Origin of the sequence: Ruegeria sp. (assembly GCF_965243365.1) — a bacterium.
GTDB lineage: Bacteria > Pseudomonadota > Alphaproteobacteria > Rhodobacterales > Rhodobacteraceae > Ruegeria.
The window spans coordinates 760,868-772,366 of sequence record NZ_CBDEUW010000001.1; the positions used below are offsets into that span (position 1 = coordinate 760,868).

Consider the following 11,499-nt stretch of genomic DNA (forward strand, 5'->3'; position numbering starts at 1 on the left):
TCTGCTGGCTGGGCAATTGTGTTTGGCGGGGCAGGGGCAGTATGTGCTTACTCTCTGTTATTGACTTACAAACCGGAGCGTTCTGATGACTGACCTTTTGCGCAAACCCACAGCCTCATCCGGAAAAGTGCATGACATCACTCCGGACAACGCAAAGGGAGCACAGTGCCCGGATTGGGGATATGTGGGCTTCGGTCTCTACCATCTGCAACCCGGCGAAACCGTGTCCGAGGCGACCCGCGACCGAGAGGTCATTCTGGTACTGGTCGAGGGCAAGGCGAACCTGTCCTGCAATACGCTGGATTTTGGTGAAATGGGTGACCGCATGAGCGTGTTCGAAAAGACGCCTCCGCACTGCGCCTATGTGCCCAATGATAACGCGTGGTCGGCAACGGCCACGACACAGTGTGTTCTGGCAGTGTGTAGCGCCCCGGGCAAAGGTAATTACCCGGCGAAGCGTCTTGGGCCGGACGGGATCACGCTGACCTCGCGCGGCAAAGGCCAAAACACCCGTTACATCAATAATATAGCTATGGAAGACCGCGACGTGGCGGACAGCCTGCTGGTGACCGAGGTCTTCACGCCAGATGGCAACTGGTCCTCATACCCCAGTCACCGCCATGACGAGGATGACTATCCCAACATGACCTATCTGGAGGAAACCTATTACCACCGGCTGAACCCGGGGCAGGGGTTTGGCATCCAGCGTGTTTATACCGAAGATAGCAGTCTGGATGAGACGATGGCCGTCAAGGATGGCGATGTGGTGCTGGTTCCGCGGGGCCACCATCCCTGCGGCGCGCCCTATGGGTACGAACTGTACTATCTGAACGTGATGGCCGGGCCACTACGCAAGTGGCGGTTCAAGAACGACCCCGATCATAACTGGATCGCACAACGCGACGCTTGACCTTCGAGCCAAGCGTCTGATTTCAGGGCAGCGGATCTGTGCGGTAAAGGCGAATTTTGGTACCGCCATGATCCACCACCGGACCTGGTGGCAACAGCGGCAGGCGTGTCGAGCGCGCCAAAGAGGCGTTGCTGGTGACAATGCCCACGCGCCAGCCCTTAAACTGGCTCATCAGGGTTTTGCCCAAACTGCCATAAAGTGAGCGCAGTCTTTTTTCGTCGCCGATCCGCGCGCCATAAGGCGGGTTGACGATGACCAATCCCGCTGGCCCCTCAGGCGGTTTGATGTCACTGACCGAGCGTTGCTGAAACCCGGTGATTTCGGCCACACCCGCTCGGTCTGCATTCATCAAACACGCCTCGATGGCACCCGCGTTGCGATCCGAGCCCCAGAATCTGAATGCCGTCGCATCTTCCACCTCTTCCTGCCGCATCTCCCGCCATTTATTTGCGTCAAATGTCACCAAATCCTCGAATGCAAATGCGCGTGACCTTCCGGGATTGAGGCCCAAGGCAATCTCGGCGGCCTCGATCACAAATGTACCCGAGCCACACATCGGGTCCAGAACCGGTTCAGAACCATCATACCCGCACTCGCGCAGGAACATGGCCGCCATCGTTTCGCGCATCGGGGCTTTGGCGACAGCGGGTTTGTGGCCGCGCTTGTGCAGAGGCTCACCCGAAGTGTCGATCGAGAAGGTGCAGATGTCCTTTTCGATTCGCAGCGTGACACGCAGGGTGGCGTCCGACGATATCGGCGCACCCAGCGTCTCGGAAATCGCCTTTTCTACCCGCTGACGTGCTGCCCCGGCATGATAAATGCGGGATTTGCGGCTGGTGGCCTCGACCTTAACCGGAATGTCAGCCCGCAGCACGTTCGACCATGGGAACTTGCGGGCGCGTTTATCCAGCTGCGCCAGATGGACAGCCGGAAAACCACCAATGCGGACCAGAACCTTGTTTGCGCCGCGCAAAACAAGATTCGCGCGCCATACTTCCGGCCAACCACCCCGGCACGTGACGCCCCCGGCAACCGCACGGGCATCCGCGAATCCGTGCTGTGCTGCTTCGTCGCACAGGGGCCGCTCCAAACCGGGTGTCGCGATCAGAAATATCTCAAGGTCTTCAGGTTTTTCCATTTCGGCTGGATATACCGGATACACAACGGGCGCGACAGGCAATTTAATCCGGGCTAATGGTAGCATTTAAGCTGAAATCAGGGGAAAGTGATCATCAGGCACGAGTTTCAGCGGTAACGGGTTTGCGTTTAACTCCGTCCCCGCGTAAAGGACCCGTAATCAGAATTGCGCCTACGGATTTTGGACGGTTTTCGCCGCTTTTTGCGACGGCTGCCACACGAAGCCACGCTATTGGATGACGCCTGAACGGCGTCGCACTCAGCAGGCGCCAAAAAGCTTGGAAGAACGTAGCGACATGCAAACTTTCAAACTGAAAAAAGGGTTGGACTTGCCCATCGAAGGGGCCCCTGATCAGACCATACAACCGGGGCCGGAATATTCCACCGTTGGCGTCCTTGGCGGCGACTACATCGGCCTGAAACCAAAAATGCTGGTCCAGGAAGGCGACGAGGTCCAGCGGGGGACCCCGCTGTTCTGCCACAAGGACGCACCAGATGCGATGATGGTCGCGCCCCTTAGCGGCAAGGTGGTGGCGATCAACCGCGGTGCGCGGCGTGTATTGCAGAGCGTAGTCATCCAAGTGACCGATACGAATGACGCTGGGCTCGATTTCTCAGGCACCGGTGACGGGAACAGCGCCGAAGGCGTAACGGCAAAGCTGTGCGCCGCCGGTTTGTGGACCGCGTTCCGAACACGCCCTTACTCGAAAATGCCGGAACCCGGCACCACGCCAGCGGCCATTTTTGTAACGGCGATGGACACCGATCCCCTTGCCCCTGATGCGACAGTGATCATCGCGGATGCAGGCGAGGCGTTTGCCGCAGGTCTGACTGCGATTGCACAGCTGACCGAGGGCAAAACCTATCTTTGCCACCAAGACGGTGCATCAATTCCCGGAGCGGACATTGCAGGCGTTGAAGCCGCAACTTTCTCTGGCCCGCACCCCGCAGGATTGGCCGGAACCCATATCCACTTTCTTGAACCTCTGGTCGGCGACAAGCAGGTCTGGATCATCGGCTATCAGGACGTGATCACCATTGGTCGCCTGATGCAAACCGGCCATCTGGACCCGAATGTCGTAGTTGCCCTGACCGGGCCCGGCGCGCGGCAGCCACGCCTGATCCGCACCGTCATGGGCGCCTCGACGGACGATCTGACCCGAGAGGAGATCAACGTCGACGGCACGGCACGGGTGATTTCGGGTTCAGTGTTGTCCGGGCGTCATGCTGAAGGACCAACGGCTTACCTAAGCCGCTTTGCACGCCAGATCACTATAATTCGCGAGGATGCAGACCAGATCCCGATGGGCTGGATCAGGCCGATGCCTTCTAAATACGCAGTACAACCGGTTCTGGGCTCGGCTTTCGCCAAAAAAATGTATGCTCTGACCAGCAACCTGAACGGAGGCCGCCGCGCGATGGTTCCCACCGGAACATTCGAAGAGCTGATGCCGCAAGATTATCTGCCTACGCAATTGCTGCGCGCGTTGCTGGTGATGGATACCGATACCGCACAGGCGCTGGGTGCTTTGGAGTTGGACGAAGAGGATCTGGGCCTTGTCGGCTTTGCCTGTCCGGCGAAATATGAATACGGGCTGGCGCTGCGCGACTGCTTGAACAAGATTGAAAAGGAGGGCTGAGCCGAATGGGTTTGCGCAGCTTCTTTGACCGGATTGAGCCGAACTTTACCAAGGGCGGCAAGTACGAGAAATATTTCCCCATCTACGAGATGGTGGAAAGCTTCATCTACACTCCGAAAACTGTAACCACCGCAGCGCCGCATGCGCGGTCTTATGTGGATATGAAGCGGATCATGACCTATGTCGTGATCGCAACGATCCCCTGTATCCTTTGGGGGATGTGGAACACCGGCTATCAGGCCAACTCGGCCATTGCGACGCTTGGGCCGGAGTCGGCTACGGGTTGGCGCATTGCCCTGCTACAGATGTTCGGCATCTCGCTGGATCCCTCCAGCCTGTTTGCCAATGTGATTCACGGGCTGCTCTATTTCCTGCCGATCTATATCGTCACGCTGGTCGCGGGCGGCATCTTCGAGGTCATCTTTGCCACCGTGCGCGGCCATGAGGTGAACGAAGGTTTCCTTGTGACCTCGATGCTGTACACGCTGATCATGCCCGCAACGACGCCCCTGTGGCAGGTCGCTTTGGGTATCATTTTCGGCGTCGTGATCGGCAAGGAAGTATTTGGCGGCACCGGCAAGAACTTCCTGAACCCTGCGTTGGTAGGGCGTGCCTTCCTTTACTTCGCATATCCGGCGCAGATGTCGGGGGATTCGGTCTGGACCCCGGTGGATGGCTTCTCTGGCGCGACTGCACTTGGCATCACCGCCGCCGAAGGCGTTCAGGCGTTGGCGGTGGATGGGATCACTTGGGCCAATGCCTTCTTTGGCACAATGCAGGGCAGCTTTGGTGAAACATCGACACTGGCATGTATGATCGGCCTGGCCTTTCTGCTGCTGACAAAAATCGCCAACTATCGCCTGATCGTTGGCTGTCTGGCCGGAACCATCGGTTTTACGCTGCTGTTGAACCTGATCGGATCGGACACCAACCCGATGTTTGCGATGCCCTGGTACTGGCATATCGTGCTGGGCGGGTATGCGTTCGGTCTGGCCTTCATGGTCACTGAACCGGTATCTGCAAGCCACACCAATGTCGGGCGTTACATCTATGGCGCGCTGATTGGTGTCATGGTTGTGATGATCCGCGTCATCAACCCGGCTTTCCCCGAAGGCATGATGTTGGCCATACTGTTCGGCAATGTCTTTGCTCCGCTGATCGACTATTTCGTCGTGCAAGCCAATATCAAACGGAGGGCGCGTCGCCATGTCTGATACGCAATCCAACGAACCCAAAGGGGCAATTGCCAAGTTTCTGGCGGCCTCGCCGGATTCGGTCGGCAAAACGATCTTTATTGCGGTCGCCGTCTGTCTGGTTGCGTCAATGGTCGTGTCCGCGGCCGCTGTTAGCTTGCGCCCGGTGCAGGAAACCAACCGTCTGAAGGACAAGCAGGTCAACGTTCTGCAAGTGGCCGGTGTTTACGAGCCTGGCATCGACGTGACTGAAGCATTCGCCGCATTTGAGCCCCACGTGCTGGAGCTTTCCACCGGTGAATTCGTTGATGACCAGTTTGACCCAACCACGTTTGATGACATTGCAGCAGCCAGCGATCCTGAACTGAGCGTTGCACTGGACGATGACCCGGCGGGCATTGGGCGCAAGTCGAAGTACCGTGTTATTTACCTGCTGCGTGACGATGCGGGCGATCTGGACAAGGTGATCCTACCGCTGCACGGCTATGGTCTGTGGTCTACGCTCTATGGCTTTATCGCGCTGGAAAACAACGGCAACGATATCTACGGCTTGCAATTCTATCAGCACGGCGAAACCCCGGGCCTTGGGGCCGAGGTGGACAACCCCCGCTGGAAGGCCCTGTGGAATGGCAAGAAGCTGCGCGATGACAATGGCGATCTGCAGATCACCGTGTCGAAATCCCAGCCTGCCGCCGGACCCGACTTCTATATCGACGCGCTGGCAGGGGCGACCTTGACCTCTGTTGGCGTCGATAACCTGGTGAAATTCTGGATGGGCGATGCGGGCTACGCTCCGTTCCTGGCCAAACTGCAAGCAGGAGAGCTCTGATGTCTCAGACCAAGAAAGAGATGCTGGTCGACCCGCTTGTCGACAACAACCCGATCACGCTTCAGGTGCTGGGAATCTGTTCGGCGCTGGCGGTGACCTCGTCGCTGCAGGTGTCGGTGGTGATGGCGCTGGCGGTGATCTTCGTGACCTCGTTCTCGTCCTTCTTTATCTCCTGCCTACGCAACCAGATCCCCGGCTCGATCCGGATCATCGTGCAGATGGTTATCATCGCCTCACTGGTGATCCTGGTGGACCAGATCCTAAAAGCCTATGCGTTTGAGATTTCGAAAACCCTGTCGGTTTTCGTCGGCCTGATCATCACCAACTGTATCGTGATGGGCCGCGCTGAAGCGTTTGCCATGAAAAACCCGCCGGTTGCGTCTTTCATTGACGGCATGGGCAACGGCATGGGCTATGGTCTGATCCTGCTGCTGGTCGGCTTCATTCGCGAGCTGTTTGGCGCCGGGTCGCTGTTTGGCGTCACCATTCTGGAAACCGTCAACAACGGCGGCTGGTACGTGCCCAATGGCATGCTGCTGCTGCCACCGTCGGCGTTCTTCATCATCGGTCTGATAATCTGGGCCTTCCGCACATGGAAGCCGAACCAGGTGGAAGAGCGTGAATACAAAATTCAGCAGGTAGAGGCCCACTGATGGAAGGTCTGATCTCACTGGCCGTAAAGGCCATCTTTGTAGAAAACCTTGCGCTCAGCTTCTTCTTGGGGATGTGTACCTTCATCGCCGTATCGAAGAAGATCTCGACGGCGCTGGGTCTGGGGATTTCGGTCATGGTTGTGCAGGCCATCACCGTGCCTGCCAATAACCTGCTGCTGAACTACCTGCTGAAACCGGGCGCGCTGGCCTGGGCCGGGTTCCCGGATGTGGACCTGACCTTCCTTGGCCTGATCTCGTATATCGGCGTGATCGCGGCGATGGTTCAGATCCTTGAGATGGTTTTGGACAAGTACTTCCCGCCACTCTACAACGCGCTGGGGATTTTCCTGCCGCTAATCACGGTGAACTGCGCCATCCTGGGTGGTTCGCTGTTCATGGTGGAGCGTGACTACAATTTTGCCGAGGCCGCGACCTACGGTCTGTCTTCCGGCTTTGGCTGGGCGCTGGCGATCACTGCGATGGCGGGTGTACGCGAAAAGCTGAAATACTCGGACATTCCCGACGGTCTGCAGGGTCTGGGCATCACCTTCATCACCGCGGGACTGATGGCGATGGCCTTCATGTCCTTCTCAGGCGTGAAACTGTAAGGAGGGCGGAATGGAGACTTTTACCCTAGGCGTCGCCCTTTTTACCGTCATCGTTCTGGCTTTGGTGGCGATCATCATGGCCGCGCGGTCAAAGCTGGTTTCGACCGGCAACGTGAACATCACCATCAATGGTGAGAAAACCATTTCGGTCCCGGCGGGTGGCAAGCTGCTGCAAACTTTGGCGGCAGAGAAGCTGTTCGTACCCTCCGCCTGCGGCGGTGGCGGTACATGTGCGCAGTGCCGAGTGCGTGTGCATTCGGGCGGCGGGTCGATCTTACCGACCGAGGAAAGCCATATCACCAAGCGCGAAGCGTCCTGCGGTGACCGTCTGTCATGTCAGGTGGCGGTCAAACAGGACATGGATATCGAAGTTCCAGAGGAGGTCTTTGGTGTCAAGAAGTGGGAATGCACGGTGCGTTCGAATGAGAACGTAGCGACCTTCATCAAGGCTCTGACACTGGACCTGCCAGAAGGCGAAGATGTGAATTTCCGCGCCGGTGGCTACATCCAGATTGAAGCGCCTGCACACCAGTTGGCTTACACGGATTTCGACGTCGAACAAGAATATCGCGAGGACTGGGACCGCTTCAATCTGTGGCAGTACAAATCCGTCGTTGCCGAGCCGATCGAACGCGCCTATTCGATGGCAAACTACCCGGATGAAAAAGGCATGATCATGCTGAACGTCCGCGTGGCATCGCCGCCTCCGGGCTCCGAAGGCATCCCGCCGGGGCAGATGTCATCTTACATCTTCAACCTGAAACCTGGCGATAAAGTCACCATCTCAGGCCCGTTTGGAGAATTCTTTGCCCGCGAGACGGAAAAAGAGATGGTGTTCATTGGCGGCGGTGCCGGGATGGCCCCGATGCGCAGCCACATTTTCGACCAGCTCAAGCGCCTTGAGAACCGGAACCGTAAAATCAGCTTCTGGTATGGTGCACGCTCGAAGAAAGAGATGTTCTTTGTCGAGGATTTCGACACACTCGCCAAAGAATTCGACAACTTCGAATGGCATGTCGCCCTGTCGGATGCACAGCCCGAGGATGACTGGAAAGGCTATACCGGCTTCATCCACAACGTTCTGTTCGAAGAATACCTCAAGAACCACCCGGCGCCCGAAGATTGCGAATACTACATGTGTGGTCCGCCAATCATGAACCAGTCAGTCATCAACATGCTGCTGGATCTGGGTGTAGACCGCGAAGACATCATGCTGGATGATTTCGGCGGGTAATACGAAAACCGGCGCCAATCAGGCGCCGGTTTTTATTTGTGAACGTCAATCCCAAGAACTGCGAGAATAGCCTTTGGGGGATCGGCAGAATGCATGCGCATATACGCGCGCACTTCGCGCAGCTTCATGTCCACCAGATAGCGGTACCATAGGCCTTGGAGCAGATGAAAACTCCGCCCTTGCGGGCTGTCCAGAAACCCAAGTCGAAAGATGAAACGCCATAGAAAATAAACCACCGCGCGCGCACCCAAAGGAAAGCGCGCGTAGAGGTTTTCCTTGACCCAGCGCTTGCGTCCAGCCTCGGTGCCTGCACCTGAAATCGTATCCTGCTGCAAGAATCCGTGTTGCTGGTTCAACAGATCCACCACCTCACGAGCGGCATAAGAATTGTGCTTGTCGGTCCACCAACCGAGGGGTTTGAGGTTGTCATCCAGAATGTGACCTTTGAACCGCACGGTTTCACCCCGAACCTTGATATGTTCGTCCATCCAACGCGCCTCACAGCGGCCACAACCGGTGCGAAACAGACGCAGCATTTGGACCGGAAACATCCCACCTCGGAGAACGGGACCACCGAGAAAATTCATAAAGCGCGGAACAAAAACACCTGCGATTTCGGGGGTAAGCGCGGGAAGGCGCTGTTTGATTTCGGCGCAAAGGGCGGGGCTTACAATCTCATCCGCGTCCAGCCGCATGATCCAGTCGGATCTGCCAGAAACCTGCTCCACGGCCCAGTTGAACTGGTCCGCATAGTTGCGCCACGGACGATGCAATATCTCGGCCCCCAACCTCTCGGCGATCTGGCAGGTCTGATCCGTGGAGCCGCTGTCCACAACAACGATCCGGTCCGCAAAGGGCCGCACCGAGTTAACCGCCCGCGCGATATGCAACGCTTCGTCCCGTGTCAGGATGATGACGGTCAGCATCATTCCAGCGAACGCGCGGGGTTGCCGACGACGGTCTGACCGTTGGGCACTGACCTCATCACGACGGCGCGGGCACCGACAATGCAAGTCGAGCCGACCGTTACACCGGGGCCAATAAAAGCCTCTGCCGCGATCCAGCTGTCGGCCCCAACACGGATCGGAGGCGTCAACAAGGGCCTCTCCGCCAGGCGATGATCATGGGTTCCGGCGCAAAGATGGGCCCCCTGTGAAATGGATGTCCGCGCGCCAATTTCGATGGGCCCCAACGCATAAAGAATGGCACGGTCGCCGACGGAACACCCGGTGCCTAGCGATAAGTTCCATGGCATTGTGATCCGTACCGTTGGGTAGATATGAGCCTGATCGCCAACCGTTGCACCAAACCTGCGCAGCAACCAGCGCCGCCATCCCCAAAGCGGGCGCGGGCTGAAGCGAAAGAGAATGCTGACGGCACCCCAGGCTACACGGACCACCTGAATACGTCTTGGGTATTTGCGTGCGGCACGATTAGCGAAGACATCTGTCATAGAAGGCTCTCGTAGAATGTTAACATGCGGGCGGCGCGCGGTTGCCATGCATGATGTTGCCCAACGTAATGCCGGGCCTTGTCTCGTATGGTAAGAGGTATTGGCTGACGCAAACGCTGTGCCAAGGCCTCTGGTTGACGCACGACGCGCAATGCGGCGCCACGATTGACAGGATCATCCGGGATTGTGCCTTCGGTTCCGATCAACGCGCCACCTGCGGCCATCGTCTCTAGCGCGGCGTTGGAGTTGTTTTCGAACTCAGATGACATCAGGACCGCATCGGCTGCTCTCAACCAGTCTTGTTTTGTGTCAGAATAAACCGGGCCATGCATATGTACGCGGTCCGCCACGCCAAGCTGTTTGGCAACAGCGTTCAGCCGACCCTGATCGCCGCCATCCGGCCCAACCAGATGCAGGCGCGCGGCAACTCCGTGTTCATGCAAAAGGCGCAAAGCGTTGATTTGAAGCTCGATGCCTTTAATCCGTGCAATGCGCCCCAAAAACACCAGGTTCAAATCCGCAGCAAAATGACCAAAAAGTTTGGTCCGCAGAGCGGCTCGATCAACGGTGAATTCCGGCACGTTGACGCCATTGTCTATGATAATCGAAGGCTGATCGGATACACCGTAGCTCGCCTCAGCCTCTTCCTGAGTCTGAAAGTGGTAACCCGAGATTCGCGTAAGCTGCCGTCGTCCAATAAGGGAAGAATACGCCGCTTTGGTGCGCGCCGAAGATTGCGCCATTGCCTTTCGTTGCAAAACCCCACGCGGGGAAAGCACAACTGGCTTCCCGATCCGCTGCGCCAACCCGATCATGGCCGAGGCGAACCCGTTCCAGTAGGAATGCACGTGAACCAGATCGGCCTCTTCAATTGCTTTTGCCATCTGTGGGAGGGACGCGGGGTGCGGGCACCAGAAGCGGCGGTTGATGTACCGGATGTCATGCCTGGCAACGCCGCCGCTCAATGGCGGTTCGTGCGGATCGTGCCCGCAGATCAACCCAACACGCCATGGTGCCTGTGCGCACATGGCGGATATCAATCCGGAAAGGCTTTGGCTGGGGCCTCCATGGTGCAGCGCAATTGATGGGATTGCATGCAAAACGGTGAGGGCCCTTACAGGGTTCTGCAATGATGTGTCTTGCCTCATGGCTGGTTGAGTTTTTCGATAAGATCGGGTTGGGCGCAGCGCATGCCAAGGCGCTGCAATTCGCGCTGTATCAGATCGTGGCTTTCCACAGAAAACCAGTTGAAGCGCCGCGCCTCGTTCGAGGTTGCTGTTGTGGGCGGCTGCGCCGGGCGTTCAGATGTCAGGGCGCATAGGCGTGTTTTATCGCAATGGCCATCAAGCTGTTGCACCCGCCACGCCAGCTGCCGGGCCATCGCTTGGGGGTCGGCTGTATAGATCAGCATCGCGTCAGGCCCATATCGCTCGATGGCTTGCGCAACATGATCCGCCCAGGGGCAGGGGGCCTCGTGTGGCCGTGCCAACTCTGCCTTCAAAAAGGACATGAAACGGGTTTGGTCCTCTGGGGTCGGTCGTGAAACGCCGTAGCGTTTGACGTATAAGGACGGAAACAGTGCGTAAGGCGAGCGAACCAGGTAAAACACGCGCCTCATATGACCCAGACGCAAATCATGACCGTGGAGGACCTGCGGATAGAATTGCGGCAAGCCATAATGCCGGGGTGCGGGTAAATCGTAGTAAGTTCCCAAAGTCGCACTGATCCATGATGTCCCAGAGCGGGGATAACCACAGACCGCAATCGAGCGCTGATGCCCCAGCGACCCGCAATACACCCGGGTCACATGACTTGAAATTCCCCGCGCCAGCCAGCGGCCCC

General features: G+C 57.7%; 12 protein-coding genes. 7 read left to right on the top strand and 5 right to left on the bottom strand.

What is annotated here, in order from left to right; all coding sequences use genetic code 11:
• The first annotated feature begins 85 nt into the window (after positions 1 to 85).
• On the top strand, positions 86 to 910 hold the full coding sequence (gene iolB / locus ACP0GE_RS03415) for a 5-deoxy-glucuronate isomerase (protein WP_424830600.1): 825 nt from the start codon (positions 86 to 88) through the stop codon (positions 908 to 910).
• 22 nt (positions 911 to 932) lie between these two features.
• Here iolB and ACP0GE_RS03420 read toward each other — a convergent pair whose 3' ends face one another.
• Positions 933 to 2,048 (bottom strand): THUMP domain-containing class I SAM-dependent RNA methyltransferase, encoded by a 1,116-nt coding sequence (locus ACP0GE_RS03420; protein ID WP_424830601.1) that lies wholly within the window; start codon positions 2,046 to 2,048, stop codon positions 933 to 935.
• 295 nt (positions 2,049 to 2,343) lie between these two features.
• Here ACP0GE_RS03420 and ACP0GE_RS03425 point away from each other — a divergent pair, with 295 nt between their 5' ends.
• From ACP0GE_RS03425 to nqrF, 6 genes are read left to right on the top strand one after another with little or no spacing between them, the layout of a single operon-like run.
• Positions 2,344 to 3,687 (top strand): Na(+)-translocating NADH-quinone reductase subunit A, encoded by a 1,344-nt coding sequence (locus ACP0GE_RS03425; protein ID WP_424830602.1) that lies wholly within the window; start codon positions 2,344 to 2,346, stop codon positions 3,685 to 3,687.
• A gap of 5 nt (positions 3,688 to 3,692) precedes the next feature.
• Positions 3,693 to 4,901 carry an NADH:ubiquinone reductase (Na(+)-transporting) subunit B gene (locus ACP0GE_RS03430; RefSeq protein ID WP_424830603.1) on the top strand — a complete coding sequence of 403 codons (1,209 nt, stop codon included), beginning with the start codon at positions 3,693 to 3,695 and terminating at the stop codon, positions 4,899 to 4,901.
• Entirely contained in the window at positions 4,894 to 5,709 is an 816-nt protein-coding gene (locus ACP0GE_RS03435) for a Na(+)-translocating NADH-quinone reductase subunit C (protein WP_424830604.1), read from the top strand. The genes ACP0GE_RS03430 and ACP0GE_RS03435 overlap by 8 nt, the downstream gene beginning before the upstream one ends.
• Positions 5,709 to 6,362 carry an NADH:ubiquinone reductase (Na(+)-transporting) subunit D gene (locus tag ACP0GE_RS03440; RefSeq protein ID WP_424830605.1) on the top strand — a complete coding sequence of 218 codons (654 nt, stop codon included), beginning with the start codon at positions 5,709 to 5,711 and terminating at the stop codon, positions 6,360 to 6,362. Before ACP0GE_RS03435 ends, ACP0GE_RS03440 begins: the two co-directional genes overlap by 1 nt.
• Positions 6,362 to 6,970 (top strand): NADH:ubiquinone reductase (Na(+)-transporting) subunit E, encoded by a 609-nt coding sequence (gene nqrE, locus ACP0GE_RS03445; RefSeq protein ID WP_050603817.1) that lies wholly within the window; start codon positions 6,362 to 6,364, stop codon positions 6,968 to 6,970. Before ACP0GE_RS03440 ends, nqrE begins: the two co-directional genes overlap by 1 nt.
• A 10-nt stretch (positions 6,971 to 6,980) precedes the next feature.
• A complete protein-coding gene (nqrF, locus tag ACP0GE_RS03450) occupies positions 6,981 to 8,204 on the top strand; it encodes an NADH:ubiquinone reductase (Na(+)-transporting) subunit F (protein ID WP_424830606.1) in 1,224 nt (407 codons plus the stop codon).
• Positions 8,205 to 8,236: 32 nt separating this feature from the next.
• Here nqrF and ACP0GE_RS03455 read toward each other — a convergent pair whose 3' ends face one another.
• The 4 genes from ACP0GE_RS03455 to ACP0GE_RS03470 are packed head-to-tail and all read right to left on the bottom strand — an operon-like array spanning position 8,237 to position 11,167.
• Complete coding sequence (locus ACP0GE_RS03455; RefSeq protein ID WP_424830607.1) at positions 8,237 to 9,133, bottom strand: glycosyltransferase family 2 protein; 897 nt, start codon at positions 9,131 to 9,133, stop codon at positions 8,237 to 8,239.
• Positions 9,130 to 9,657 (bottom strand): acetyltransferase, encoded by a 528-nt coding sequence (locus ACP0GE_RS03460; protein ID WP_424830608.1) that lies wholly within the window; start codon positions 9,655 to 9,657, stop codon positions 9,130 to 9,132. The genes ACP0GE_RS03455 and ACP0GE_RS03460 overlap by 4 nt, the downstream gene beginning before the upstream one ends.
• Positions 9,654 to 10,805: a glycosyltransferase family 4 protein gene (locus tag ACP0GE_RS03465; protein ID WP_424830609.1), complete on the bottom strand. Its 1,152-nt coding sequence runs from the start codon at positions 10,803 to 10,805 to the stop codon at positions 9,654 to 9,656. The genes ACP0GE_RS03460 and ACP0GE_RS03465 overlap by 4 nt, the downstream gene beginning before the upstream one ends.
• Entirely contained in the window at positions 10,802 to 11,167 is a 366-nt protein-coding gene (locus ACP0GE_RS03470) for a hypothetical protein (RefSeq protein ID WP_424830610.1), read from the bottom strand. The genes ACP0GE_RS03465 and ACP0GE_RS03470 overlap by 4 nt, the downstream gene beginning before the upstream one ends.
• Positions 11,168 to 11,499 lie beyond the last annotated feature (332 nt).

Excerpts from the sequence above, each read along its gene's own strand:
- iolB (WP_424830600.1), top strand. The coding sequence starts at position 86 with ATGACTGACCTTTTGCGCAAACCCACAGCCTCATCCGGAAAAGTGCAT.
- ACP0GE_RS03420 (WP_424830601.1), bottom strand. The coding sequence starts at position 2,048 with ATGGAAAAACCTGAAGACCTTGAGATATTTCTGATCGCGACACCCGGT.
- ACP0GE_RS03425 (WP_424830602.1), top strand. The coding sequence starts at position 2,344 with ATGCAAACTTTCAAACTGAAAAAAGGGTTGGACTTGCCCATCGAAGGG.
- ACP0GE_RS03430 (WP_424830603.1), top strand. The coding sequence starts at position 3,693 with ATGGGTTTGCGCAGCTTCTTTGACCGGATTGAGCCGAACTTTACCAAG.
- ACP0GE_RS03435 (WP_424830604.1), top strand. The coding sequence starts at position 4,894 with ATGTCTGATACGCAATCCAACGAACCCAAAGGGGCAATTGCCAAGTTT.
- ACP0GE_RS03440 (WP_424830605.1), top strand. The coding sequence starts at position 5,709 with ATGTCTCAGACCAAGAAAGAGATGCTGGTCGACCCGCTTGTCGACAAC.
- nqrE (WP_050603817.1), top strand. The coding sequence starts at position 6,362 with ATGGAAGGTCTGATCTCACTGGCCGTAAAGGCCATCTTTGTAGAAAAC.
- nqrF (WP_424830606.1), top strand. The coding sequence starts at position 6,981 with ATGGAGACTTTTACCCTAGGCGTCGCCCTTTTTACCGTCATCGTTCTG.
- ACP0GE_RS03455 (WP_424830607.1), bottom strand. The coding sequence starts at position 9,133 with ATGATGCTGACCGTCATCATCCTGACACGGGACGAAGCGTTGCATATC.
- ACP0GE_RS03460 (WP_424830608.1), bottom strand. The coding sequence starts at position 9,657 with ATGACAGATGTCTTCGCTAATCGTGCCGCACGCAAATACCCAAGACGT.
- ACP0GE_RS03465 (WP_424830609.1), bottom strand. The coding sequence starts at position 10,805 with ATGAGGCAAGACACATCATTGCAGAACCCTGTAAGGGCCCTCACCGTT.
- ACP0GE_RS03470 (WP_424830610.1), bottom strand. The coding sequence starts at position 11,167 with ATGTCCTTTTTGAAGGCAGAGTTGGCACGGCCACACGAGGCCCCCTGC.